The organism is Pseudomonas sp. MF7453 (assembly GCF_016405455.1).
Taxonomy (GTDB): Bacteria; Pseudomonadota; Gammaproteobacteria; order Pseudomonadales; family Pseudomonadaceae; genus Aquipseudomonas; species Aquipseudomonas paralactis.
This window is the reverse complement of sequence record NZ_JAEKCN010000001.1, coordinates 26,284-51,331: the sequence shown is the minus strand read 5'-3', so window position 1 is coordinate 51,331 and position 25,048 is coordinate 26,284. Positions and strand designations below refer to the sequence as shown.

22 protein-coding genes are annotated in these 25,048 nt (G+C 60.8%); all 22 read right to left on the bottom strand.

The features are described from left to right. Positions 1-22: 22 nt before the first annotated feature. Entirely contained in the window at positions 23-472 is a 450-nt protein-coding gene (gene fliJ / locus JFT63_RS00230) for a flagellar export protein FliJ (protein ID WP_057700908.1), read from the bottom strand. Between the two features lie 3 nt (positions 473-475). Continuing rightward, positions 476-1,834, bottom strand: coding sequence for a flagellar protein export ATPase FliI (gene fliI / locus JFT63_RS00225; RefSeq protein WP_057700909.1), 1,359 nt, complete (start codon positions 1,832-1,834; stop codon positions 476-478). Further along, positions 1,824-2,588 carry a flagellar assembly protein FliH gene (fliH, locus tag JFT63_RS00220; RefSeq protein ID WP_198843163.1) on the bottom strand — a complete coding sequence of 255 codons (765 nt, stop codon included), beginning with the start codon at positions 2,586-2,588 and terminating at the stop codon, positions 1,824-1,826. Before fliH ends, fliI begins: the two co-directional genes overlap by 11 nt. A gap of 10 nt (positions 2,589-2,598) precedes the next feature. Next, positions 2,599-3,615 carry a flagellar motor switch protein FliG gene (fliG, locus tag JFT63_RS00215; RefSeq protein ID WP_003192957.1) on the bottom strand — a complete coding sequence of 339 codons (1,017 nt, stop codon included), beginning with the start codon at positions 3,613-3,615 and terminating at the stop codon, positions 2,599-2,601. Then, positions 3,608-5,383 (bottom strand): flagellar basal-body MS-ring/collar protein FliF, encoded by a 1,776-nt coding sequence (gene fliF / locus JFT63_RS00210; protein WP_057700911.1) that lies wholly within the window; start codon positions 5,381-5,383, stop codon positions 3,608-3,610. Before fliF ends, fliG begins: the two co-directional genes overlap by 8 nt. A gap of 16 nt (positions 5,384-5,399) precedes the next feature. Further along, entirely contained in the window at positions 5,400-5,729 is a 330-nt protein-coding gene (gene fliE, locus JFT63_RS00205) for a flagellar hook-basal body complex protein FliE (protein ID WP_005790083.1), read from the bottom strand. 274 nt (positions 5,730-6,003) lie between these two features. After that, positions 6,004-7,380 carry a sigma-54-dependent transcriptional regulator gene (locus JFT63_RS00200; RefSeq protein ID WP_186558439.1) on the bottom strand — a complete coding sequence of 459 codons (1,377 nt, stop codon included), beginning with the start codon at positions 7,378-7,380 and terminating at the stop codon, positions 6,004-6,006. 7 nt (positions 7,381-7,387) lie between these two features. Then, on the bottom strand, positions 7,388-8,599 hold the full coding sequence (locus JFT63_RS00195) for a sensor histidine kinase (protein WP_233102178.1): 1,212 nt from the start codon (positions 8,597-8,599) through the stop codon (positions 7,388-7,390). A 110-nt stretch (positions 8,600-8,709) separates the two neighbouring features. Next, positions 8,710-10,182 carry a sigma-54 dependent transcriptional regulator gene (locus JFT63_RS00190; RefSeq protein ID WP_057700913.1) on the bottom strand — a complete coding sequence of 491 codons (1,473 nt, stop codon included), beginning with the start codon at positions 10,180-10,182 and terminating at the stop codon, positions 8,710-8,712. A gap of 169 nt (positions 10,183-10,351) precedes the next feature. Further along, the gene (locus JFT63_RS00185; RefSeq protein ID WP_014719354.1) at positions 10,352-10,648 is read right to left on the bottom strand and encodes a hypothetical protein; all 297 of its coding nucleotides are present in this window, start codon (positions 10,646-10,648) and stop codon (positions 10,352-10,354) included. A 25-nt stretch (positions 10,649-10,673) separates the two neighbouring features. Continuing rightward, on the bottom strand, positions 10,674-11,063 hold the full coding sequence (fliS, locus tag JFT63_RS00180) for a flagellar export chaperone FliS (RefSeq protein ID WP_020302689.1): 390 nt from the start codon (positions 11,061-11,063) through the stop codon (positions 10,674-10,676). 129 nt (positions 11,064-11,192) lie between these two features. Continuing rightward, entirely contained in the window at positions 11,193-12,560 is a 1,368-nt protein-coding gene (gene fliD, locus JFT63_RS00175) for a flagellar filament capping protein FliD (RefSeq protein ID WP_198843162.1), read from the bottom strand. 83 nt (positions 12,561-12,643) lie between these two features. Beyond that, entirely contained in the window at positions 12,644-12,991 is a 348-nt protein-coding gene (locus tag JFT63_RS00170) for a flagellar protein FlaG (protein WP_198843161.1), read from the bottom strand. 76 nt (positions 12,992-13,067) lie between these two features. Next, complete coding sequence (locus tag JFT63_RS00165; RefSeq protein ID WP_198843160.1) at positions 13,068-14,780, bottom strand: flagellin N-terminal helical domain-containing protein; 1,713 nt, start codon at positions 14,778-14,780, stop codon at positions 13,068-13,070. Positions 14,781-15,178: 398 nt separating this feature from the next. Beyond that, positions 15,179-16,108, bottom strand: a complete 930-nt coding sequence (locus JFT63_RS00160) for a ketoacyl-ACP synthase III (protein WP_057700917.1) — start codon at positions 16,106-16,108, stop codon at positions 15,179-15,181. A gap of 276 nt (positions 16,109-16,384) precedes the next feature. Next, on the bottom strand, positions 16,385-17,995 hold the full coding sequence (locus tag JFT63_RS00155; RefSeq protein WP_186558436.1) for a flagellar hook-associated protein 3: 1,611 nt from the start codon (positions 17,993-17,995) through the stop codon (positions 16,385-16,387). Between the two features lie 14 nt (positions 17,996-18,009). Then, on the bottom strand, positions 18,010-20,055 hold the full coding sequence (gene flgK, locus JFT63_RS00150) for a flagellar hook-associated protein FlgK (protein ID WP_057700919.1): 2,046 nt from the start codon (positions 20,053-20,055) through the stop codon (positions 18,010-18,012). 10 nt (positions 20,056-20,065) lie between these two features. Next, on the bottom strand, positions 20,066-21,331 hold the full coding sequence (flgJ, locus tag JFT63_RS00145; RefSeq protein ID WP_057700920.1) for a flagellar assembly peptidoglycan hydrolase FlgJ: 1,266 nt from the start codon (positions 21,329-21,331) through the stop codon (positions 20,066-20,068). A gap of 4 nt (positions 21,332-21,335) precedes the next feature. Further along, positions 21,336-22,445 (bottom strand): flagellar basal body P-ring protein FlgI, encoded by a 1,110-nt coding sequence (locus tag JFT63_RS00140; RefSeq protein ID WP_407071374.1) that lies wholly within the window; start codon positions 22,443-22,445, stop codon positions 21,336-21,338. Positions 22,446-22,451: 6 nt separating this feature from the next. Continuing rightward, positions 22,452-23,147, bottom strand: coding sequence for a flagellar basal body L-ring protein FlgH (gene flgH / locus JFT63_RS00135; RefSeq protein ID WP_057700922.1), 696 nt, complete (start codon positions 23,145-23,147; stop codon positions 22,452-22,454). Between the two features lie 53 nt (positions 23,148-23,200). Further along, the gene (flgG, locus tag JFT63_RS00130; protein ID WP_005790105.1) at positions 23,201-23,986 is read right to left on the bottom strand and encodes a flagellar basal-body rod protein FlgG; all 786 of its coding nucleotides are present in this window, start codon (positions 23,984-23,986) and stop codon (positions 23,201-23,203) included. Between the two features lie 62 nt (positions 23,987-24,048). Beyond that, the gene (locus JFT63_RS00125; protein ID WP_057700923.1) at positions 24,049-24,789 is read right to left on the bottom strand and encodes a flagellar basal body rod protein FlgF; all 741 of its coding nucleotides are present in this window, start codon (positions 24,787-24,789) and stop codon (positions 24,049-24,051) included. Between the last annotated feature and the right edge of the window lie 259 nt (positions 24,790-25,048).

Here is a 25,048-nt window from a genome sequence, read left to right as displayed (position 1 = left end):
CACACTGGATTTGTGGTGCCGGTTAGAACTGTTCCTGGCGGGGAAGGCGCTGGGAGAGTTCATCGAGCAGTTTTTGCTCGCGTTTATCTTCGATCGCCCGGGCTTCGTCGATATAGCGCTGCACCAGCTTGCGCAGCCCCTCAACCCGGGCAAACGCCTGTTGCCAGCTCTCCCGGGCTTTATCGAGGTTGTTCTGGTGCCAGGCCAGGCTCTGGCGCTGTTGGCCGACGGCTGTTTCAAGCTGATTGAGAAAGCCTTGGTACCCCATCAGCCACTGGCCCGACACACCCTTGCTGCCACGCTCGATCCACTGCTGCTGGTACTCCAGGCGAAAGCGCTCCAGGTCGCCCAGCTTGCTTTCGGCCAGGCGCACCTGGCCTTGAAAATAGCCCAGGCGTTGCACGGCGGTTTTCTCGGCTTTTTCGGCCATGTCCACCACCGGGGCCAAGCGCGCGGCGCGGCTATTGGCCATGACTTAACCGCCTGGCGCGGGGGCGAAGATCGACTGCAGATGCGCTTCGCTTTCGCCCATGCTGATCTTGTCATTGAGCCCCTGGCGCAGGTAGGTCACCAACTGCGGTTGCAAGGCGATGGCCAGGTCGGTGTCGCGGTCGCCGCCGGCCACATAGGCGCCGACACTGATCAGGTCGCGGCTCTGCTGGTAACGCGACCACAGCTGCTTGAACTGCTGGGCCCGCGCCATATGCTCAGGGGTGACCACCGCCGGCATCACCCGGCTGATGGACGCTTCGATGTCGATGGCCGGGTAGTGCCCTTCTTCGGCCAGGCGTCGCGACAGCACAATGTGGCCGTCGAGCACGCCCCGCGCCGAGTCGGCAATCGGGTCCTGCTGGTCGTCGCCTTCGGACAACACCGTATAAAACGCTGTGATCGAGCCACCGCCGGCCTCGGCATTACCGGCGCGCTCCACCAGCTTGGGCAGCTTGGCAAACACCGACGGCGGATAGCCTTTGGTGGCCGGCGGCTCGCCGATGGCCAGGGCGATTTCCCGCTGGGCCTGGGCGAAACGCGTCAACGAGTCCATCAACAACAGCACATTCTTGCCCTTGTCGCGGAAATACTCGGCGATGCGTGTGCAGTACATCGCCGCGCGCAGGCGCATCAAGGGCGCATCGTCCGCAGGCGACGCCACCACCACCGAGCGCTTGAGCCCTTCTTCACCGAGGCTGTGCTCGATGAATTCCTTGACCTCACGGCCCCGCTCACCGATCAGCCCAACCACGATAATGTCGGCCTCGGTAAAGCGCGTCATCATGCCCAGCAACACCGACTTACCCACGCCAGTACCGGCGAACAAGCCCAGACGCTGGCCGCGCCCGACCGTCAATAAACCGTTGATGCTGCGAATGCCCACGTCCAGCGGCACGCTGATGGGGTTGCGGTTGAGCGGGTTGATGGTGGGGCCGTCCATCGGCACCCAGTCCTCGGCCTTCATGCCACCCTTGCCATCCAGGGCACGCCCGGCGCCGTCGAGGACACGGCCGAGCATACTCATGCCCATCGGCAAGCGGCCGGTGTCGGCCAGCGGTACCACCCGCGCACCGGGGGCGATACCGGCCAGGCTGCCCACCGGCATCAGGAAAATTTTGCTGCCGGAAAAGCCCATCACTTCGGCTTCGACCTGCACCGGGTGGTAGCTGTCGTCGTTGATCACCAGGCAGCGGCTGCCCATGGCGGCGCGCAGGCCCTCGGCTTCAAGGGTCAGACCGACCATGCGCAACAAGCGCCCTTCAAGGATCGGCTGGCCGGGCAACTCGGTCACCTCGGCGTAGCTGCCCAGGCGCTTGGCGAAGCTGGTGCGATCAAGGCGCATCGGGGGCGTCCAGGTCCACGCTCACGTCAGGCGCTGCCGGGTGCAGGGCTTGCTCATGCAGTTGATCCAACAATTTGGCCATGATCTGGCTGATGCGGGTTTCCACCGTGGCATCGATGCGGCTGTGTTCGGTTTCAACGCGGCAGCCACCTGGCTGCAACGCGGCATCCTCGACGATGCGCCAGGTTTCTTCATGACGCTCGCGCAAGGCTTTGACCTGCTCGAAATCCTGCGGGTTGATGTACAGCCGCACATTGCCGACGCCCAGGGGCAGCAGCTTGAGGGCCTCACGCATCACGCTTTCGATCTGGCTGGAGTCCAGCACCAATTCACGCTGGATCACCTGACGGGCAATATGCTGCACCAGGCCGACCATGGATTTCTCCAGCTGGGTGTCCTGTTCGGCAATCGGGTCGAACAGGTGGCCCATCAGCCGCTCCAGGCTGGCCAGCCTGGTACTCAGCGCTGCCTCGGCTTCCTGGCGGACCTTGAGGGTGGTGCTGCGAAAACCGTCTTTCTCGCCCGCCGCAAAGCCTTCGTTGTAGGCTTCCTGGCGAATGGCTTCGAGTTCTTCGAGGGTCAGTGGCTGCACTTCATCCAGCGGCACTTCTTCCATTTCCACCGGCAATTCTTCAACCGGCTCTGGCTCGGGCTCGGGCACATGGGGGTCGAAGCTGGGCAACGACCAGATGTCGAACCCACCGACATCCCGCGCGCGAATCAGATCGCTGGGCGTCTCATCTTTGTTCGACATGCAGGGCGCCTTAGATCATTTCTTCGCCGCCCTTCCCGCCGAGAACGATTTCTCCGGCTTCGGCCATACGGCGGGCAATGGTGAGGATTTCCTTCTGCGCGGTTTCCACGTCGCTGACGCGCACCGGGCCCTTGGCTTCCAGGTCGTCGCGAAGCAATTCGGACGCACGCTTGGACATGTTTTTGAAGATCTTCTCTTTGACGTTTTCGTCCGAGCCCTTGAGGGCCAGCACCAGCACGTCCGAGGACACTTCGCGCAGCAGCGCCTGGATGCCACGGTCGTCGACATCGGCCAGGTTGTTGAACACGAACATCAGGTCTTCGATCTGGCCGGACAGGGTGTCGTCGATCTCGCGGATCGAGTCCATCAACTGGCCTTCGACCGAACTGTCGAGGAAGTTCATGATGTCGGCCGCGCGCTTGATGCCACCCAGGGTGGTGCGCGAGGCATTCGAGTTGCCGGAGAACTGCTTCTCCAGAATCGTGTTGAGTTCCTTGAGCGCCGCCGGTTGCACGGTGTTGAGCGACGACACGCGCAGGATGATGTCCAGGCGCACTTTATGGTCGAAGTGGCCAAGCACTTCACCGGCCTGGTCCGGGTCGAGGTAGGCCACCACGATCGCCTGGATCTGCGGGTGCTCATAGCGGATCACGTCCGCCACCGCGCGCGGTTCCATCCACTTGAGGCTGTCCAGGCCGCTGGTGTTGCCACCCAGCAGGATGCGGTCAATCAGGCCGTTGGCCTTGTCTTCGCCCAGCGCCGAGGTAAGCATCTTGCGAATGTAGCTGTCGGAGCCGACGCCCAGGCTGGTCTGGTCGCCGACGATTTCGACGAACTCGCTCATCACCTGCTCGACTTGCTCGCGGTGCACATTGCGCATCTGCGCCATGGCCACGCCGACACGCTGGACCTCTTTGGGGCCCATGTGGCGCAGCACTTGGGCAGCGTCGGTTTCACCCAGGGACAGCAGCAACACGGCGGCTTTGTCGACCCGGGACAGCTTGGCCACAGCGGCTCGATCATTCATCTGCGTTAATCCACTCTTTCACGACCTGGGCCACACGGCCCGGGTCTTCTGCCACCAGACTCTTGATTGCGTTCAACTGAGCGTCATAGCCTTCGCTCGGGCTTGGCAACAGGATGCTTTGCGGGCCGCCGAGGCTGACGCGGTCGTTGGCCAGTTCGCCATCCAGGCCGCCCATGCCACCCAACTCGACGTCGCCACCGGCCAGTGCCAGTTGCTTCTTGCCGCCACCGGTGATGTTGTTGAGCACCGGGCGCAGCACGCCAAACACCAGCACCAGGATGAACAACACGCCCAGCACTTGTTTGACGATGTCCCAGAACCACGGCTGGGTGTAGAACGCCGGATCGGCGATCACTTCACCGCGCTCGGCTGAGAACGGCATGTTGATCACGCTGACGCTGTCGCCACGGCTGGCATCGAAACCAACGGCGTCCTGCACCAGGCGGGTGAAGCGCGCCAATTCATCGGCGGTCCAGGGCGCGCGGGTCACGGCGCCATCGGCTGCGTTGACCTTGACCTGATCATCGACCACTACCGACACCGACAGGCGATTGATCTTGCCCTGTTGCTGCTTGGTGTGGCTGATGGAACGGTCGAGTTCGAAGTTCTTGGTGGACTGGTTACGCTTGTCCGCAGGATACGGTGCGAGCATCGGCTGGCCGGTGGCCGGGTCCATGATCTGCTGGCCGTTGGCATCCAACAGCGGCTGACCAGGCTGGATCGCGCCAGCGGTAGCGGCAGCGCCACCGGTGGTCTGCGGTGCCGAGGCCGGCGCCGGTGGCTGGTTGCTCAGGGCGCCCGGCACACCTTGCGGGCCATTGCTGGCGGTGCGTTGTTCGCTGGTGGACTGCTCGCTGCGCAGGGCCGGCTGGTCCGGGTTGAACTGCTCGGAAGTCGATTCGACGGCACTGAAGTCCACATCGGCCGACACTTCAGCCTTGTAGCGGTCGTTGCCCAGCACCGGTTGCAGAATGTTGTGTACACGCTGGGTGAGCATGCTTTCCATGCGGCGGCTGTAGTCGAACTGCTTGCCGGCCTGGGTCAGCGCGGAGTTTTCGGCCATGTCGGAGAGCAGGTTGCCCTTCTGGTCCACCACAGTAATTTGCGACTTGCTCAATTCGGGAACGCTGGTTGCCACCAGGTTGACGATCGCCAGTACCTGGCCAGGCTCCAGGGAGCGGCCGGCAAAGAGTTCGACCAGTACCGAGGCGCTGGGCTTGCGTTCGTCGCGCACGAACACCGAGCTCTTCGGAATCGCCAGGTGCACGCGGGCAGCCTTGACGTTATTGAGGCTGGAAATGGTACGCGCCAGTTCGCCTTCCAGGCCACGGCGATAACGGGTGGCCTCCATGAACTGGCTGGTGCCAAGGCCCTGGTCTTTGTCGAGAATCTCGAAACCGATGTTGCTGTCGGACGGCGCCACACCCGCGGCGGCCAATTTCATGCGTGCGCGAGCCACGTCATCGGCCTTGACCAGCAAGGCGCCGGAGTTGGGCTCCACGGTGTAGGCGATGTCGGCAGCGGCGAGGGTTTCCATGATCTGCTTGGAATCCATGCCCGACAGGCTGCCATACAGGGGGCGGTAATCGGGTTGCTGCGACCACAGCACCACGGCAAAACCAATCGCCACGCTGGCTGCCAGGCCCACCATCAGGCCCACCTGACGCAGCATGGTCATTTGCGAGAGGTTTTCCAGGAACGACAGGCCAAACAACGGCGGCTTGCCGTCTGCCTTGGCGGGGAGGTTGTCGGAGACTGCTTCTGCCATGACTTAAATCTCGCCCTTAAACCGGCATCTGCATGATGTCTTGATAAGCCTGAACCAGCTTGTTACGCACTTGAGTCAAGGCCTGGAAGGACACACTGGCCTTTTGCGAAGCGACCATCACATCGGTGAGGTCCACGCCGCTTTTACCGATCTCGAACGCCGTCGCCAACTGGCTGGAGGCCTGCTGGGTATCACTGACTTTATTGATTGCCTGACCGAGCATGTCGGCAAAACTGCTTTGGCCCAATTCCGGCGCTGGCGCGACGGATTTCGGTTGAGCCATGGCATCCATTTGCATGGCGCGCATATCCAACATCAACCGATTGAACTCAATACCCTGGCTCATGACCTTCTCTCTCCGACGACCCGCAATTTTTTGACACTACGCAGCGGTTACTAGGGGTGGTAGCAACAAGGGTGCCAGCTCTGTGACAACTCGTAAGAAAAGGCGACAAAGCTTGTCGAACTTGTTACCGCACGTTTTCGGCCCTTCTTACCGCACGGTTTTTTGTAGGAGCGAGCTTGCTCGCGAAAAACGCCAACGATAACGCGTGCTTCCAGAATGCCCGCGGCGCCTATGGGTTCTTCGCGAGCAAGCTCGCTCCTACACAGAGCATTGGTCATGTGGCGAAAAGATAGGCTTCCACATCCATGCCGGCATCGCGCATCTGCGCCAGCTTGTAGCGCAAGGTGCGTGGGCTGATGCCCAGGCGCTCGGCCGCTTCTTTGCGGCGCCCGCGTTCGGCGCGCAGGGTGTCGATGATCATCTGGAATTCGCGGCGACGCAGGTCATCGCCCAGCGCACCGGCCGATTCTGCCTCGGCGACCACAGGGGCGGGGGCCAGGCTCGGCAACGGCGCAGCGCCATTGCCCATGGCCAGGCAGAAATCCTGCGGCTGGATCAAACCGCCCTGCTGCAATATCAGCGCACGCTGGATGGCATTGTCCAGCTCGCGCACGTTGCCTGGCCATGGGTAGCTGATCAGGCACGCCTGGGCCTCGGGCGACAACCGCGCCTGGGCGTGCTTCATTTTTTTGACGTGGTTATTGAGCAGGCGCTCGGCCAACGGAATGATATCCGCCGGGCGCTCGCGCAATGGGCGCCAGGCCAGGGGGAACACCGAGAGCCGGTAGAACAAGTCTTCACGGAAGCGCCCCGCCGCCACTTCGCCCGCCAGGTCGCGGTTGGTGGTGGCAACCACGCGAATATCCAGCTGGATCGGCTTGCGTGCGCCCACGCGCTCCACTTCACGCTCCTGCAACACGCGCAGCAACTTGGCTTGCAGGCCCAGGGGCATTTCCGAGATTTCGTCGAGCAGGATGGTGCCGCCGTCGGCCTGTTCGAACTTGCCGGCCTGAGCTGCAATGGCGCCCGTGAACGAGCCCTTTTCATGACCAAACAACGTGGCTTCGAGCATGTTGTCGGGGATCGCCGCGCAGTTGATCGCAATGAACGGTTGCAGGGCACGGCTGGACTGCTGATGGATGTAGCGCGCCAGCACTTCTTTACCGGTGCCGGACTCGCCGGAAATCAGCACAGTGGAATCACTGCGCGCCACCCGCGCGGCCAGTTCCAGCAATTGCGCGCTGGCTGGTTCAAAGGCAATCGGGCCATCGCCCTCGCCCGCCGACGCTACGCCCAGAGCATGTCGGGCCACCAGCTCGATCAGCGCCTTGGGCTCGAACGGCTTGACCAGGTAATCTGCCGCCCCCTGGCGCATGGCGTCCACCGCCCGCTCCACAGCGCCATGGGCGGTCATCAGCAGCACCGGCAGTTGCGGCTGGCGCGCACGCAACAGGCCGAGCAACTGGTGGCCGTCCATGCCGGGCATGTTCACATCGCTGACCACCAGGCTGAAGGCTTGCTGCTCAACCGCCGCCAAGGCCTCCTCGGCAGAGCCGACCGCGCAATAGTCATGGCCCGCCAACAGCAGCGTGTCAGCCAATGCTTCACGCAGGGCGCGATCGTCTTCCACCAATAAAACCTTGATAGCCATCATCCTTTTACTCCGCGCTTGCCGCGCTGGAAAACAGCGGCAAGCTCATCAATGCACAGGTGCCGCGCCCCAACCGGGAGCGCAACTGCAATTCTCCCTGATGGGCGCGTGCCACTGCCTTGACCACGGTCAGGCCCAGGCCGGTGCCGTTGGTCTTGGTGGTAAAAAACGGTTCGCCCAGGCGTTGCAGCACCTGGGGGTCGATGCCGCTGCCGCTGTCGCTGATACACAGGCGCAGGGTTTGTTCGCGGGTGTAGAGGTGCACCTTGAGGCGCGCATCCGCACCGCTGGCCTGGGTGGCGTTTTCGATCAGGTTGAGCAGCGCGCCGACCAGGGTGTCGCGATTGCACAGCAACTCGCCCTGATGGCTGTCACATTGCCAACGCAGGTTGGCGCCCTGCACATGGGTCGCCGCTGCCGCTTGCAGGGCCTGCATCAACCCGGCAGGCGTGACGCGGTCGGTCAGCGGCAATTCGCCGCGGGCGAACACCAGCATGTCGCGCACCTGGTGCTCCAATTCGTGCAGGCGCTCCTTGAGACGCCCGGCAAAGCGTTGCTGGGTGGCCACGGGCAATTGCTCATCAGTCAAATGACTGGCGTAGATCAACGCCGCCGACAACGGCGTACGGATCTGATGCGCCAACGAGGCGACCATCCTGCCCAGCGACGACAACCGCTCATGACGGGCCAACTGGTCTTGCAGGTGACGGGTTTGCGTCAGGTCATTGAGCAGCACCAACTGGCCCGGTTCGGCGTCCAGGGAGCGAGTGGCGATAGATAAGCGGCGCCCGTCCTTGAGGGAGACTTCGTGGCCGTCGTCTTCTCGCGGCGCGAAGCAGCGGGTGATGACATGGCGCCACAGCTCGCCTTCCAGCGGCAGGCCCAGCAGGTCGCAGGCGGCCGGGTTGGCTTCGCGCACGCGGCCCTGATCATCGATGACGATCACGCCACCGGGCAACAGATCCAACAGGTTTTGCAGACGGTTGGCCAGGCGTTCTTTTTCCGCCAGCTCCTGCATACGCTGGGCGCTGACCACCGCCAGCTCGCCCTTGAGCTCCGACACCCGCGCCTCAAGCAGGCTGTAGGAGTCGGTCAGTTGGCTCGACATCTGGCTGAACTGCGAGAACGCCTGTTCCAGGCCCTGGCGGGTCGGCGGTTCTACAGGCGAAACCAGCCCCTGGATGGCAGGGGCCGAAGATAGTTGGGCGGCGTGGGGCATGATGCTCTCTCGCTTGGCTGACCGTCAGTTAAACGGAACGTTGCGAGGGCTGTAGCAATACCCGTGCCGAAAAAAAACCGCTGATAAATCAGCGGCTTGAAAAACAGGCGTCAATCATCCGCCTGTTCATCACCTTCTTTGCGGCTCATACCGTACTTGCGCATCTTCTCCACCAGGGTGGTGCGACGGATGCGCAGACGCTCGGCGGCTCGGGCAACGATGCCATGGGCATCGTCCAGGGCCTGCTGAATCAACCCCTGTTCCAGGTTGCCGAGGTAGTCCTTGAGGTCAAGGCCTTCGGGCGGCAGCATGGCGGTGGCACCGAAGTCCGGGGTATGACCGTTGATTGCCACGCGCTCTTCCATGTCGCTGCGCAGGCTGTCCAGTTGCTCGTCTTCATCGTCGACGTAGCGGAATTTCTTCGGCAGTTCGACCACGCCGATCACCCCGTACGGATGCATGATCGCCATGCGCTCCACCAGGTTGGCCAGCTCACGCACGTTGCCCGGCCAGCCGTGGCGGCACAGGGACATGATTGCCGCGGAGTTGAACCGAATAGAGCCGCGCTTTTCGTGCTCCATGCGCGAGATCAGCTCGTTCATCAGCAGCGGGATGTCTTCCACACGCTCGCGCAGCGGGGCCATCTCGATGGGGAATACGTTGAGGCGGTAGTACAGGTCTTCGCGGAAGCTGCCGACCTCAATCATGCTTTCGAGGTTCTTGTGGGTCGCGGCAATGATGCGCACGTCCACGCTTTGGGTCTTGTTGCTGCCCACGCGTTCGAAGGTGCGCTCCTGCAACACGCGCAGCAGCTTGACCTGCATCGGCAGCGGCATGTCGCCGATTTCGTCAAGGAACAGGGTGCCGCCATTGGCCAGCTCGAAGCGCCCGGCACGGCTGGTGATCGCCCCGGTAAAGGCGCCCTTCTCGTGGCCGAACAATTCGCTTTCCAGCAGCTCTGCCGGGATTGCCCCGCAGTTGACCGGCACAAAAGGTCCGTCGCGACGCTTGGAGTGATAGTGCAGGTTGCGCGCTACCACTTCCTTACCGGTGCCCGACTCGCCGAGGATCAGCACACTGGCGTCGGTGTCGGCCACTTGCTGCATCATCTGGCGCACATGCTGGATCGCCCGGCTGGTGCCGACGAGGCTGCGAAACAGGTTGGGTTCACGGTGACGGCCGCGCTCGCGGGCCTGGTCGTACATCTCGCGATAGACCTGGGCACGGTGCAGCGAATCGAGCAATTTGCTGTAGCTGGGCGGCATTTCCAGGGTGGAAAGCACGCGGCGGCGCTGGTCTTCCGGCAGGTCCACAGAAGAAATATCGCCCATCAGCAACACCGGAAGGAACTCATCCCAGGTTGACAGTGTCTTTAACAGGCCCAGAACTGCGCCAGGAGCGTTTACCGTCCCGATCAACACACAAATGACTTCACGGCTCGATGCCAACGAGCTGACTGCCTGCTGCCAATCGTGGCTGGCGCAGGGTAAATTTTCTTCACCAAGAAAATTTAAAATCACCGCTAAATCGCGGCGGCGGACGCTATCGTCATCGATCAGCAGAATTTTGGTTTCACGCCACATGCAATAGCAACTTCCCTAGTAAAACTTCCTGCCCCGGAATGAGGGCAATCTAGACGTCTGTAAGATTTATTACCTACTAGACGTCTGAAATCTGAAAACAGCACTAGTTAAGTCAAAAATGCTGGCACAGTCAAATATATGACGCGCCGTGCGGATTAACTGCGCCCGTTCAACCGAACAGATGGTAAACCTTTGACGCATTTTTCGCTTGGTTGATCTGCGACATCTCTTCGAAAATCGCCTGGCGCTCGCCGGTCGTCACCTCCAGCAACTGCTGGTAGACCACCAACAAACTTTCCAGCTTCTCGCGCAATGCGCCCTCGTCTACCGGTGCTTCGCTGAGCACCTCATCAATCACCGCCCGGCAACCCAGGTCCAACTCGCCCACAGCTTCCCAATTGCGCTCGGCCAGCGCGCCGAGAAGGGCTTCGCGGGTTTCGTCGATGCGTTGCAGTGCGTGGCTCATGATGTGTCCCTCAAGGCGATCGGCCTTATTGTGGAGCGATGGCATCCCAGCCGGTCTTGACGGTGATCAGCAGGCGGGCGACTTCGTCGATCATCTCGGCGTCGTTGACACGATTGGCCTCGACCAAGCGATTGCCCATGTAGTTGTACAGGGCATCCAGACGCTGGATCGCGGCCGGATCTTCGGCTTTCTCCGGCTCCAGGCCATCACGCAGGCCGGAAATGATCTCGATCGCCTTGCCCAGCATCAGGCCTTTTTGCGCGATGTCCCCGCGGCTCAACGCACCCTTGGCCTGCGCCATGCGATCAAGGCCACCTTCCATCAGCATTTGCACCAGACGATGCGGGCTGGCTTCGGAGACTTGAGCGTGGGCGTTGACCTTCTGGTACTGACGAAGGGCTCTCATTGGGTTCATGTTGCTACCTCGTAACTGGGCGACAATCGAATAGGTTTGCTTAACCAGTTTTTCGACCGTGACAACCAAAACTTTAATCCAGCACCCTGCGCCAGGGTCCTCAAAATGGGGCCCTGCACACACCGTTTATCAGTTCGACTTCGGATTGTTCAACGAGTTGAGGGTGGTCAGGATACTGGAGCTGCTGGCGTTGATCTGCGCGATCATGGTGTCCATCGCCGTGTACTTGGCGGTCAGGGACTTCTGCAAGGCATCCATGCGCCGCGTCAGGTCGTCGGTCTCTTTGGTCAAGTCGGTCAACTTGTTGTTGAGATCGGTCGCCCGAGTCGCCAGAGTGCCCGTGGTGCCCACGTAACTCTTGGTCGCCTTGTTCATACGCGTGATTAAGCCAGTGTCACCAGTGAACAGCTTGGCAATATCGCCAGCGCCCTTGACCACGGCCTTGTCCCAGGTTTTGTCATCCAGGCTCAGCAGACCGGTTTTCTGGTCGGTGGTGATGCCCATCTGCGCCAGGCTGGTCATGGTGCCCGCACCGGAGCCGTTGACCAGCTCGGAGCGCAGGCTGTTGACCAATTGACGCATCGAGGCATCGCCGGTCAACGCACCTGCGGTGGTGGTGGAGGCATCGCCGGTGGCGGTGACTTTGGTCTGGGTGTTGATCGCCGTCATCAGCGTGTTGTAAGCGCTGACGAAGGACTGCACCGAGGTTTTCAGGGTGTCGGTGTTGCTGGCCACGGTGATGGTGGTCGGCTTGGTGATGTCTACCGTGTCCAACAGGTCCAGGGTCACGCCGCTGATCGCGGAGGTGATCTTGTTGCTGTTCGATGACATTTCAATGCCGTCGATGGAGTACTTGGCGTTGGTCGGCGGCGTGCCTTTGTCGTACCCGGTAGCCAGTTGCGAATCACCGCTGAGGGTGATGTCGGTGCCCTCGCCCATGGTGGTCGAAGTCAGTACCAGCCGCGCGCCATTAGAGTCACTCAGTACGTTGGCACTGATGCCTTGGGACGAGAGCTGGGTATTGATCGACTCGCGCACCTGCTGCAAGGTCGCGCCGCCAGGGATCACCACGTCGTAGCTTTTGCCCGACTGGTTGATGGTCAGCGTCTGGTCTTCATCCGTGCTGTTGGCCTTGCCCGACGCGCCGTCCACGTTCACCGCTGTGGTGACTTTCGAGGCGGTCGCAAGGTTGGCGATCTTCAACAGGTACTTGCCGCTGGATGCACCGTCAGTCAGCGTGACCTTGGCGTTTTTCTCTTCCGAAGAAGACGCCGCCAGCCCGTTGAAGGCCGAGGCATTGTTCAACTTGGTGATCGCCGCCTGGTAGGCCTCCAACGCTGTCTTGACCGAGCCCACAGCCGACAACTGCACGGTGGCTTTTTTCTGCTCGTTGGTGATCTGAGCCTGCTTGGGTGCCTGCTCGGCACCGACCAACGCCTTGACGATAGCCTGGGTGTCGTAGCCCGAACCAGGGCCGGAAATCGTTGAACTAGCCATTTGTCATTCTCCTTGTCCTGCGGCGGCCGTTTTTTTGGCGCTTGAACGCTTAGACCGCAATCAGAAACATGTTTCGTGCCAACTCAAGCCTTGCTATCAAACAGCAGGCTGCCGGCATCGCTCAGGTTCTGCGCCAATTTCAGCGCGGTCTCCGATGGGATCTGTCGAATCACTTCACCACTGTCGGTGGCGATCACCTTGACCACTACCTTGCCGGTGGAGTCATCGATGGAAAAATCCAGGTTGCGCTGGGAAGCCTGCACAAACTCACGCATATCGGTAACAGCCTTTTCCAGCGCCACGCGCTGAGGCTCTTCACTTTTGATCGGCTCATTGCTGGCCACAGGCTTGGCCTGGGACACCACTGCGCCAAGGTTGGCCGGGGCCGTAGCTGCGGGGTAAGACGAGGTCAGCTTGATGCTCATGTCCATGTCACCACCTCCAAACTGAAAAAACGGAAGGGCACGTTGTTAAACGCACCCTCCCGTTATTTAACCGCTAGCGCTATTACTGAAGCAGCTTCAGAACAGACGATGGCAGTTGGTTGGCCTGGGACAGGATCGCAGTGGAAGCCTGTTGCAGGGTTTGTTGCTTGGTCAGCTCAGCGGCTTCAGAAGCGAAGTCAGCGTCTTCTACGCGGCCTTTGGCAGCGGAGGAGTTCTGCGAAATGCTCTGCAGGTTGGCCACGGTGCTGGCGAAGCGGTTTTGTACGGCACCCAGCTGCGAACGCTGGCTGTCGATTTGCTGCATGGCGTCGTCCAGAGCCTGGATGGCCTGCTGCGAAGAAGCGGCAGTCAGGATGTTCAGGTCGGAAACGCTGGTTTCCATGGTGACGGCGGTTTTGGTGCCGTTGCTAGCAACGGTAGTCAGACCCAGTGCAGCCAGGCCAGTACCGGCGCTGCCGTCCTTGATGGTGATGTCTTTGTCGGCGAACAGGTTCAGGGTACCGTCAGCGTTTTTGCTGGCTTGAACACCGGTGCTGGCGCTGTTGATCGAAGCTACAACTGCGTCAGCGGTGTCACCCTTCTTGAACTTGACTTCAACGCCGTTTACGTCAATCGAAGTGTCAGCGGTCAGTTTGGCTTGGGTAGTGCCGGCCGACAGACCCAACTGGGACAGCGAACCGCTCGAAGTGTTAGACAGCTTGATGTCTGCACCGTCACCCGAAGTCAATTTGACACGGCCGTCGGTGAACGTGGCCGAAGCGCCTGCAGCAGCACCACCTGCCGCGTTTTCAAGCTTGGTCAACACGGTAGCCATGGTGTCATTAGCAGCCCAAGTCACGGCGGTGCCATTGACAGAGATGGCACCGTCAGCTTTAAGGTTGCTGTTGGAAGGAACGGTGGCTGCTGCACCCAGACCGAGTTTGGCCAGACCGTCTGTTGCACCAGTCACGCCCGAAGTACCCAGAACGATGTCATTCTTCGAGGTCAGGGTTACGACGCCAGCGGCATCGGCAGTAGCGGTAACGCCAGTGGTTGCGGTTTGAGCGTTGATGGCAGTCAGTGCAGCAGTAGCTGCCGGAACACCTACGGCGGCAACACCGAGAGCAATTTCAGTACCGTTGATAGTGAACGCGTCGGTAGCAACGGTAGCGGATGCTGCGGCTGCGCCAATTTTCATTGCGCTATTGCCCAATACCGAACCAGTAGCGGTAGCAGCCAGGCCTTTCATCGCAGCGCCATCAACCGCCGCTTCTTTGTAGTTACCCTTCAGCGCAGTCGAGCTGATGTCGGTCATACCGAACGAGATAGTCTCGTTGGCGTTGGCGCCGATCTGGAAGGCTACGTTGCTGAACGAACCGTCCAGCAGGTTACGACCACCGAAGGTGGTGGTGCTGGCGATACGGTTCAGCTCGCCCACTTTAGCGGTGAATTCCTGCTGCAGGGAAACACGGTCAGCGTCGCTTTTATCACCGTTGGCCGCTTGCAGGGCGAGTTCACGCAGACGCTGCAGGGTGTTGGTGGATTCTTGCATCGCGCCTTCAGCGGTCTGGGCAATCGACACGCCGTTGTTGGCGTTGGCGATGGCAACGTTCAGGCCTTTGACCTGGTTGTTCAGACGGTTGGCGATCTGCATGCCGGCAGCGTCGTCTTTGGCGCTGTTGATTTTCAGGCCGGAGGACAGACGGTTCATCGACTGGCTCAGAGCGTCGGAAGCTTTGTTCAGGTTCTTCTGGACACCCAGGGAGGTGATGTTGGTGTTTACTGATAATGCCATGACGAAATCCTCGTGATTTGGATACTGCGGCTTCCGGCCCTGGCGACCGCCGGGTGTGGCCTAGAGAACCTACGTAATAGTTATCGTCGTGGTAGCCGGTTGCTTGAGGATTTTTTTGATTTTTTTTAGTAGCCCTGTGCCAGCCCTTGTATTTCAAGGCCTTATAGAGGCGTGAAACGCCCGTAATCACGGGTTACTGGCGCCAAAACTTCGCCTTCAAGACAGCCCCCCTTGTAGGAGCGAGCTTGCTCGCGAAGAACCTGAGAACGCCGCGTGCATTCTGAATGCCCGCGTTATCGTTAACGTTCTTCGCGAGCAAGCTCGCTCCTACAGGGGGGCGCAAAAAAACGCCGATGATCGTGGGATCATCGGCGTTTTTTTGTGCAGCGGCTAAAGCATCACGGACGATAGAGAATCGCCGAGCCCCACGAGAGGCCCACGCCAAAACCACTGATTGCTACGCGCTTCCAGGTGGCGTCCATCACGTGCTTTTCCAGCAGCAGCGGGATGCTCGACGACACGGTGTTGCCGGTCTCGACCATGTCCTTGATGAACTTGTCCACCGGCGCCTCTTCAAAACGGCGTGCCACGGCATCGACGATGGCCGCGCTGCCCTGATGGATGCAGAACGCATCGATGTCATCGGCCTTGAGGTCCGACTCGGCGAGCAGCTCGTGCAAGTGCGCCGGCACTTTGAGCAAAGCGAAGTTGAACACCTGGCGGCCGTTCATGAAGAACACGCCGTCGCTGACCTTCAGGTGGGGCGCGCCGGAACCGTCGGTGCCGAACTTGGACTTGCCGAGCAACCACGGCGCGTCTACGCCCATCCAGGTGGCGGTGGCGGCATCGCCGAACAGCATGGTGGTGTTGCGGTCTTCCGGGTCGACGATCTTGGAGTACGGGTCTGCGGTAATCAGCAGGCCGTTTTTAAGGCCCGCGGCTTCCATGAAGCCCTTCATCGCGTAGATGCCGTAGACGTAGCCGGAGCAGCCCAGCGAGATGTCGAACGCGGCAACGTGGGTTGGCAGGCCCAGTTTGTCCTGCACGATGGCGGCGGTGTGAGGCAGGCCCTCTTCATCGCCGTTCTGGGTGACGACGATCAGCGCGTCGATGGACTCGCGCTTCAATTGCGGGTTGTTGGCAAACAAGGCGTTGACCGCCTCGACACACAGATCCGAGGTTTCCTGTGCCGCTTCCTTGCGCGGCAGGAACGCCGAACCGATCTTGCCGATGATGAATTCTTCATCCTTGGCGAACTTGGCACCCTGGGCGTAGTTATCGATCCCGTCCGCCGGCACGTAACTGGCGATGCTTTTTATGCCAATCATTGTGGCTTCCCAATACTAAATAGCTGGAGAACACCCCTCGGGCTATGCCGGAAGTGCTGACAATAAAGGGGATAACCCCATAAAAATCCCGCTGAAAGCCGCCCGATGAAGGCCCTGTGACGACTTATCCTTTTCACACGATACAGTGAAGATGCGCTTTATGACTCACAGGTCACTCAATTGTGCGTGGTTTATGCAAAACCTTTCAACAATTTGGCCCCGCAAACGACGACGGCCCAGCCTGTTTCCAGGCTGGGCCGTCGTGCACAGCGCCGATTACATCTTGTTGAACAGACTCAGCTGCGAGATTTTCACAAAGGCCAACTGCGAGGCTTGCAGCATGGTTTGCTGCAAGCTCAGGTTGATGGCGGCTTCGGCGAAGTCGACATTACCCAGGTCATTCATGGTGGTGGTATTGGCCAGGTCCAGGCTGATGTTTTCCTTGGACTGAATATCCAGGCCATTGAGGCGCGCGCCCAGGGAGCCGCGTGCCTGGTCGATCTGGCTGTAGGCATTGGTCAGGTTGCCAATGGACTTGGCCACCACATCCTTGAGTTCCTTCTGCGCCGCCGGGTTGCCGTCTGACGGCGTTTCCAGGATTTTGCGCAAGTGGCTCAGGGTGTCGAGGACGTTCTCGTTCTTGTTGCTGGTGGCACTGATCGAAAACTGGTCACCGGCTGCCGGCGCCGGTGCGGTGGTGACATCGAAGGTCACCCCTGCCGCCGTGATGGTGGTTGCGCCGGCCGCCAGGGTGCCGCTGGCGATGGATTTGCTGTCTGCGGTATAGGGTTGCGCATACAGGTCATAGGCACCGGCCGCGCCGAACTTGACGACGACACCCGAGTTGGGAAAGGTGCTGGCGTAAGCCGCCGGATCGCTCACCGTGCCGCCGCTCAATTGGGCAGTGGACGAATTGCTCGGGGTGCGCGAAACGCTGAAAGTGTCCGGCTTGACCGACAGGCTGAACTCGCGATCCTTGACGATAGCGTCCGACGGCGCGCCGGGCAGTATATCTTTGCCCAGGGCGTCTTTGCCCAGGTTCAAACCGATGTCGAACTTGACCCCACGCAGATTGATACTCGAACCGCCTTCCTTGGTGGCATCGAAGGTGCCGTTGCCCGGAATCTCCGAGGTGATGTCCTTGCCGGCATTGTCCGTTACGACATATTGGGTGCTGCTGGTGAAGGTCAGCTTATACGGCTGACCGTCAGAAAAACTGCTGTTATAGCTGGTGTTGGCCGCGATCAGCCCCGCAGACACGGTGACCTTGCCATCATCGACAGCTGGCGGCACGAGGATCGGTGCCGTTTGCGTACGGCCCGTATTCGCCGAGCTTTCCAGCATACTCTTGGCGGTGTTGCCCATGGCAACCGACAGGTTTTCCGCAATCTTCAGGCTCAACGGCGTGTCATCGCCCTGGTAGCTGTAGGTGCCGTCATTGTTGCGGGTGTAGGGAGGTGTGTCGGTCTTGCTCCCGGAGAACAGGTAATTACCGCTGGCGTCCTTGGTATTGAGCAGGCCCAGGACCTGGTCTTCAATGGCGCCAATTTCGGCGGCGGTCGACTTGCGGTCAGCGTCGCTGATGCCGACGTTACCCGCCTTGAGCGCCAACTCACTGGCCCTTTGAATGGCGATATTGATATTTTCCAGCACGCCGTCCTGGGTGGTCAGCGAGTTTTTCAGCGTGCTGATGTTGCCATTGAACTGAGCCAGCATGTCTTTCTGCTGTTGCAGCATCAGCAGCCGCGCCGCCGCCACCGGATCATCTGCAGCGGTTTGCACACGGATACCGGTGCTGGCCTGGTCCTGGGCCTTGACCACGCTGGAATAGTTACTCTGGTACTTGGCAGAGCTGGTCTCGAAATACTGCTGTGTAGAAATACGCATCGTCCCAGCCTCCCTTAAAGAGCATTCATCAGTGTGGTGAAGGTTTCTTGCGCAGCCTTGATGATCTGCGACGACGCGGTGTAGTACTGCTGGAACTTGATCATGTCACCCGCTTCGTCATCCAGGTTGACCCCGGACACCGAGTTGCGCGCATCTTTATTGGCGCTCAGCAACGCACCGGTGGCGGCGCTGTCGACCCCGGCCTGGCTGGCCTTGGCGCCGACCGTGGAGACCAGCTTGCTGTTGGCCCCCACCAGGCTGGTGCCGCCATTGCCCTCGCCCATGCCGACGGTGGCCTTGGTTTGCAGGTTCAGCAGCTCCTGGGCATTGCGACCATCGGATTTGCCGCCACTGTTGAAGGCGAAGGTGGTGCTGTCGCCGTCTGCCGGGGAGCCATTGACGGTGGTGTCGAACTTGAAGCTCTTGCCGGGGATGGCTGCGCCGCTGGCGTCGCGCATCGGCACGTCGACGGTGATCTTGTTGCCCTGCCCCGGGATGATCGAGCCCGTGCCGATCGGGTTGCCCTTGGAGTCGCTGATCGTATAGGACTGCGTGCCGTCGGCGGCGGGCTTGCCGAATACCATCTTCACCGGCATCGAGTTTTCAATACCGGCGCGCAGTTGTGCGGTGTCGGTGCCGCCATGGATATCCAACGGCGCCGTCAACGATGGCTGGGTAAACGTGCCCGTGCCGCTGTTGGTCGTGCTGCTGGTACCCTTCAACGGGCCGGCAAACGCCAGCTTGTTCGCATCGGTGAGCGCCACACCAATACCGCTTGCGCCGGTGGCGGTCGGGCTGACCTTGAAACTGTCGCCATACGCCATGGTGCCCTTGCCATCCAGCGCCAGGGTAAAGCCATCCATGGTCGGCGGCGGCGTGGAGCCCATGTCAAAGGTGCCCATGGCCTTGCCGTCCGAGCGCAGTACCGTGACCTTGTTGGGGTCGGTCTTGTCGCTGAAGGTCACGGTGTAGTCAAACGTGGACAACTGGCTGCTGTCCTTGATTGTCACGTTCAGGTTGCCTGACCCGGCACTGTTGCCCGAAGCACCCTGGCTGCGCGAAGCAATGGCGGCGGCACTGTTGATGTCTTTGAACAGCGAAACGCCGAAGTCACCATTGAGGTCCAGGCCTTGGCCCAGTTGGCTATTGATGGTGTCTGCGGTCGCGATGGCGATACGGCCCAGGTCGTTGATGGCCGGCATCAGGGCATCACTGCGATAACGCAGCAGGCCACCGATGCTGCCGCCACTGATCACACCGCCCAGGTCGAGAGCGGTACCGTTCATGTCGAGCTGGATGGTGTACTGGCTGTTATCGGTTTTGCTCGGCACCGCCGAAATCGTGTTGGAAATCCCGCCTTCCACCAGCGACTGGCCGCTGCCGGTGGTCACGCTGAACTGGCCGTTCTTCTCGGTGGCCGTGACGCCGATCAACTGATTGAGCGAGCGCACTGCCTCGTTACGCGAGTCCAGCAGGTTGGCCGGTGCATTGCCCGATGCCCCCTGCACTTGGGTGATCTGCTTGTTGAGCGAGGCAATCGAGGCAGTCAATTGATTGACTTGTTCGCTCATGCTGCCCAATTGGTTGTTGATGGTCTCTTTCTGCTGGGTCAACTGCGTCGAGATCGCGTTGAAACGGCTGCTCAGGGTCTGGGCGTTGGTCACCAGCAGTTGGCGGGCCGACAGGTCGCTGGGGTTGGACGCTGCGGTTTGCAGGGTGGCGAAGAACGAGCTGAGTACCGAAGACAGACCGGTGGTTTTGTCCGACAGCACTTTGTCGACGGCGCCGACCTGATCCAGGTACGCCTTGGCATCGTTGTTCAGGGCCGTGCTGTTCTGGTAGGCGGTGTCCAGGTATTCGTTGTACACCCGGCGCACGTCGGCCAGGGTGGTGCCAGTGCCGATGAACACGCCGCCAAACGGGTTCGACGCGTTGGTATTTTGCGTGGTCTGCTGACGCGAATACCCCGGGGTGTTCACGTTGGCGATGTTGTTACTCAAGACCGATAGCGATCCTTGAGCGGCGTTGAGCCCTGACATCCCGATACTGAGCAAACTCATGGTTCAGACCTTATAAATGTGTGGTTGCGCCAGCGGCAGCGTAGTTCTGGTAACTGTTCATGGTTTTTGCGATCTGCGAAATCTTGCTGGCGTAATCCGGGTCGGTTGCATAACCGGCTTTTTGCAACTCGCGTACAAACTGTTCCGGGTTGTCGGCTGATTTCACAACTTCTTTATAGCGATCATGGCTTTGCAGCAAGGTCACGAGGTCGTGGAAGCTGTCCTGGTAGGAGCTGTAGGAGCGGAACTGCGCCGTTTCCTTGACCATCGCCCCATCGCGAAACTCGCTGGTGATCGCGCGGGCCTGACCGCCCTGCCAACTCTGGCCGGCCTTGATGCCGAACAGGTTGTGGCTGCTGCTGCCGTCTTCGGCACGCATGACCGATTTGCCCCAGCCGGTTTCCAACGCCGCCTGGGCCACCAGGTATTTGGGGTCGATGCCAATCCGTGCGGCGGCGGCCTTGGCCATCGGCAGCATGGTGGCGACGAACTCATCCTGGGAACTGAAGGCTTTCTTGGCCGGTGCCAGCGGTGGCTGGGCAATGGCTCGGCCATACACCTGCATGCGCCCGCTGGGTACGGCAAAGGTGCGCGCACTGCTGTTGATGACGTTGTCATCGGCGGCGCTGTTGCGCAGCGGCGCGGCCTTGGCCTCGACCTGGGTGCTGGGCACGATGCCGGCAAGCAAACGGTCGGTCAGCTTGCTGGGCAAGGCGATACGGCGCTGATTCATCAGCTCCATGTCGTTGCTGTGGGACGCAACGGCGCCTGCCTGCGGCTCCGCCACGCGATAGGCCCACAATGGGCGCTGCCCATTGGAGCGCCCCAACGGGCCTTCGGCCTGGGTACCGGCGGCAATCTCGGTCGGCACATCGACTTTCTTCACCGGCGCATCCGCCGCCGGGCCTTGCAAGGTGGCGGCCTGGGCCTCTACCGGTTTGTTCTTTTGCATCTGGCGCATCAGCACGTCCGCCAGGCCGATACCACCGCCCTCGCGGGACATCGATACCGCCAGCTGCTGGTCGTACATTTCCTGGTACTGCTTGGCCGCCGGCGTATTCAACGGGTTGTCCTTGCCCAGGGCATCGGTGGCCGAGCGCATGGACTTGAGCATCTCGTTCAAAAACAGCGATTCGAACTCCTGCGCCACCTTGCGCATGTTGCCTTCGCTGTTCTTGTCGTCACCGACTTTGAGCTGGTTAAGCCGGTTCAGGTCGGAGTAAGACCCCGAGTCTGCCGTGCTGCTGATGCCGCTCTTGCGCATATCCATGGCCATGGCCTCAGATCACGATCAGGTCGGCTTGCAAGGCGCCGGCCTGTTTCAAAGCTTCGAGGATGGCCATCAAGTCGCCGGGCGCTGCGCCCACCTGATTCACCGCACGGACGATCTCGTCCAGCGTGGTACCGGGGCCGAATTTGAACATCGGCTTGGCTTCTTGCTGGGCATTGACCCGCGAGCGTGGGACCACGGCGGTCTGGCCATTGGACAACGGGCCAGGCTGACTGACGATCGGGTCTTCGGTGATGGTCACCGTCAGGCTGCCGTGGGTCACCGCCGCCGGCGAGACCTTGACGTTCTGGCCAATCACGATGGTGCCGGTACGCGAATTGATGATGACTTTCGCCACGGCCTGGCCTGGATCGACCTCCAGGTTCTCCAGGATCGACAGGTAGTCCACGCGCTGGCTTGGGTCCAGTGGCGCAGTGACGCGAATCGAACCGCCGTCGATGGCCTGGGCCACGCCAGGGCCGAGCATGTCGTTGATCTTGTCGACCACGCGCTTGGCGGTGGTGAAGTCGGAGCGGTTAAGGTTCAGGGTCAGGCTGTTGCCCTGGTTGAAACCGCTCGGCACGGTGCGTTCAACCGTGGCGCCACCTGGAATGCGCCCGGCCGACGGTACGTTGACAGTGATCTTCGAACCGTCGCGGCCTTCAGCGTCAAACCCGCCCACCACCAGGTTGCCCTGGGCGATGGCGTAGACGTTGCCGTCGATACCTTTGAGCGGTGTCATCAGCAAGGTGCCGCCACGCAGGCTTTTGGAGTTGCCCATGGACGAAACGGTGATGTCCACCACCTGGCCCGGCTTGGAGAACGGCGGCAAATCGGCACTGATCGACACTGCGGCGACGTTCTTCAACTGCACGTTGCCCGAGCCTGGCGGCACCTTGATACCGAACTGCGAGAGCATGTTGTTGAAGGTCTGCAGGGTGAACGGCGTTTGGGTGGTCTGGTCACCCGTGCCATTGAGCCCCACCACCAGGCCGTAGCCGATCAACTGGTTGGAGCGCACGCCGGAAATACTGGCGATGTCTTTGAGTCGCTCGGCCTGGGCCACGGCGCTCAAGGCCAGCAGGAGTGCCGTCGCCATCAGCTGTTTGAAATTCAAAATGGCCACCTAGAAAGGGAACAGCGGGCTAAGGAAGAAACGATCGAACCAGCCCGGCTGGCTTGCATCAGCAAACGAACCCGTCCCCGAGTAGGTGATGCGCGCATCGGCAATACGCGTCGACGGCACAGTGTTGTCGGTGGAAATATCATCGGCACGAACCATGCCGGCAATGCGCACCAGCTCGTCGCCGGTGTTGAGGGTCATCCACTTTTCACCGCGGATGGCGATGATGCCGTTGGGCAATACGTCGGCCACGGTCACGGTGATCGAACCGGTCAGGCTGTTGCCCTGCCCCGCCGCACTTTTGCCGTTGGTGGCACGGTCGCCGCTGTAACCGGCGTCCAGGCTCAGGTCACCACTGCCCAGCGGGTTGTTGGTGTTCAGGCCACCGCCAAACAGCGAGGTCAGGCCAATGCTGGTCTTGCTGTTCTTGCCGATCTGCGAGTTGGCGTTCTTGCTGGCCTGGGTCTTCTCGTTGAGGGTGATGGTGATGATGTCACCGACCCGGAAGGCCTTGCGGTCGCTGTAGAGGTTCTGTTCGAAACCGGCCTGGTAGATCGAGCCGTTATTGGCCGCCGCCGGCAACGGCGTGCGGGGCAACACCGGCGCGTAGTACGGGTCATTGGGCTTTGGCGTAGGGGCGACACAGCCCGCAAGCACGGCGATCCCACTCAATGCCAAAACGGAAACATAGCGATTCATGACCCTTACCTCATGGTGTTGCAGGCGCCGTCAAAAGCGCCCCATAGACGTGATTACAGATTCTGCGTGACGAACGAGAGCATCTGGTCGGCGGTGGAAATCACCTTGGAGTTCATCTCGTAGGCGCGCTGGGTGGTGATCATGTTGACCATCTCCTCAACGGTGCTGACGTTGGAGGTTTCCAGGGTGCTTTGCAGTGTGGTGCCAAACCCGTTCAGGCCCGGGGTGCCGATTTGCGGCGCGCCGCTGGAGGCGGTTTCCAGGAACAGGTTGTTGCCCATCGCTTGCAGGCCGGCCGGGTTGATGAAATCGGCGGTTTGCAGGTTGCCGATCACTTGCGACGCCGGGTTGCCGGCCACAGTGATCGACACGGTGCCGTCGTTGCCGACGGTGAAGGTCTTGGCATCCGCCGGAACCACCACGGCAGGCTCAAGGGCGAAACCGTTGGCGGTGACGATCTGGCCGTTGGAGTCCAGGTGGAACGTACCGTCGCGGGTGTAGGAGGTAGTCCCATCCGGTTGCAGGATCTGGAAGAAACCACGGCCATTGATGGCCATGTCCAGCGGCTGCCCGGTTTGCTGCAGGTTACCGGCACTGAAGTTTTTCTGGGTGCCGACGATCTGCACACCGGTACCCAATTGCAGGCCCGACGGCAATTCGCTGTCCTGGGTGGATTGGGCGCCTGGCTGCTTCTTGATCTGATAGAGCAGGTCCTGGAACTCGGCGCGATCACGTTTGAAACCCGTGGTCGACACGTTCGCCAGGTTGTTGGAAATGGTGGTCAGGTTGGTGTCCTGGGCGGACAGGCCTGTCTTGGCAACCCATAGAGCCGGAAGCATGCTGTTCTCCTTCGTGCGCCGGATGGTTGGCGCTACGTTGCAAATTAGTTAATGGGCTTGAATCAGCTCATCTGCATGACGCGCGTCATGGCCTGGTCGTCTTCTTTGGCGCTGTTCATCATCTTGATGTGCAGCTCGAACTGCTTGGAAAGCGCCAACACCGCAGTCATTTCTTCCACCGCATTGACGTTGCTCGCCTGCAGGAAACCCGAGGTCAACTTGACGTTCGCGTCGGCCTGGGCCGGCTGGCCATCCTTGGTGTGGATGGTGCCGTCCAGGCCCTTGGTCATGTTCTTGAGGTCGGGCTGGACCATCTTGATGCGGTCCACTTCCGCCATCACCCGCGGGCCTTCGCCCATGGCGCGGATGCTGATGGTGCCGTCGGCACCCACTTCGATCTTCTGCTGGGGCGGCACGGCAATCGGGCCACCGTTGCCCATGATCGGCATACCGTTGCCGGCACGCAGCACACCCAGCGCATCCACGTTCATGCTGGCGCTGCGCACGTAGGCTTCGCCGCCATCCGGGGTTTGCACGGCCATCCAGCCGTCGCCGCTGACGGCTACGTCCAGGTCTCGGCCGGTCTCGATCATCGCGCCCGGGGAAAAGTCGGTAGCCGGACGTTCGGTCAAGGCAAACGCCCGCGCCGGAAAGCTGTCACCGAACACCGGCATCGAACGCGCCTGCTCCAGGTCACGTTGGAAACCGTTGGTGGAAATGTTCGCCAGGTTGTTGGCATGGGCCTTCTGCGCCAGTGCATTCTGGCTGGCGCCGGTCATTGCCACATAAAGGTACTTGTCCACGCTCTTTCCTCTTTCTGACGGACGCTTGCCGCCCACCGCTGTACTGAGGTGGCTTAAGCAATTTGCGAACCAACTTTTAAAAAGAGGAGAAAGTCCAGGCGGGGCGGGGGTTAGCGGCGAGGTCAGATGATTTGAGGCAGGAGAGCGAGTCGAAAAAACGGCGGACTACTGCCGCCTGCGGCAAACCCCGGCCTGAAAAACGACAGAGCTCAAATGTGGGCTTGCTCGCGAATGCGGTGGCTCAGTCACTGATATGTTG

Bases quoted from the DNA above. Each gene is read 5' to 3' on its own strand.
- JFT63_RS00170 (WP_198843161.1), bottom strand. From the start codon at position 12,991: ATGGACATGAGCATCAAGCTGACCTCGTCTTACCCCGCAGCTACGGCC.
- JFT63_RS00200 (WP_186558439.1), bottom strand. From the start codon at position 7,380: ATGGCTATCAAGGTTTTATTGGTGGAAGACGATCGCGCCCTGCGTGAA.
- fliI (WP_057700909.1), bottom strand. From the start codon at position 1,834: ATGCGCCTTGATCGCACCAGCTTCGCCAAGCGCCTGGGCAGCTACGCC.
- JFT63_RS00155 (WP_186558436.1), bottom strand. From the start codon at position 17,995: ATGCGTATTTCTACACAGCAGTATTTCGAGACCAGCTCTGCCAAGTAC.
- JFT63_RS00185 (WP_014719354.1), bottom strand. From the start codon at position 10,648: ATGAGCCACGCACTGCAACGCATCGACGAAACCCGCGAAGCCCTTCTC.
- fliH (WP_198843163.1), bottom strand. From the start codon at position 2,588: ATGTCGAACAAAGATGAGACGCCCAGCGATCTGATTCGCGCGCGGGAT.
- fliJ (WP_057700908.1), bottom strand. From the start codon at position 472: ATGGCCAATAGCCGCGCCGCGCGCTTGGCCCCGGTGGTGGACATGGCC.
- fliS (WP_020302689.1), bottom strand. From the start codon at position 11,063: ATGAACCCAATGAGAGCCCTTCGTCAGTACCAGAAGGTCAACGCCCAC.
- fliF (WP_057700911.1), bottom strand. From the start codon at position 5,383: ATGGCAGAAGCAGTCTCCGACAACCTCCCCGCCAAGGCAGACGGCAAG.
- fliG (WP_003192957.1), bottom strand. From the start codon at position 3,615: ATGAATGATCGAGCCGCTGTGGCCAAGCTGTCCCGGGTCGACAAAGCC.
- flgG (WP_005790105.1), bottom strand. From the start codon at position 23,986: ATGCTTCCGGCTCTATGGGTTGCCAAGACAGGCCTGTCCGCCCAGGAC.
- flgH (WP_057700922.1), bottom strand. From the start codon at position 23,147: ATGAATCGCTATGTTTCCGTTTTGGCATTGAGTGGGATCGCCGTGCTT.
- JFT63_RS00195 (WP_233102178.1), bottom strand. From the start codon at position 8,599: ATGCCCCACGCCGCCCAACTATCTTCGGCCCCTGCCATCCAGGGGCTG.
- fliE (WP_005790083.1), bottom strand. From the start codon at position 5,729: ATGAGCCAGGGTATTGAGTTCAATCGGTTGATGTTGGATATGCGCGCC.
- JFT63_RS00160 (WP_057700917.1), bottom strand. From the start codon at position 16,108: ATGATTGGCATAAAAAGCATCGCCAGTTACGTGCCGGCGGACGGGATC.
- flgJ (WP_057700920.1), bottom strand. From the start codon at position 21,331: ATGGCCATGGATATGCGCAAGAGCGGCATCAGCAGCACGGCAGACTCG.
- fliD (WP_198843162.1), bottom strand. From the start codon at position 12,560: ATGGCTAGTTCAACGATTTCCGGCCCTGGTTCGGGCTACGACACCCAG.
- JFT63_RS00165 (WP_198843160.1), bottom strand. From the start codon at position 14,780: ATGGCATTATCAGTAAACACCAACATCACCTCCCTGGGTGTCCAGAAG.
- flgK (WP_057700919.1), bottom strand. From the start codon at position 20,055: ATGAGTTTGCTCAGTATCGGGATGTCAGGGCTCAACGCCGCTCAAGGA.
- JFT63_RS00190 (WP_057700913.1), bottom strand. From the start codon at position 10,182: ATGTGGCGTGAAACCAAAATTCTGCTGATCGATGACGATAGCGTCCGC.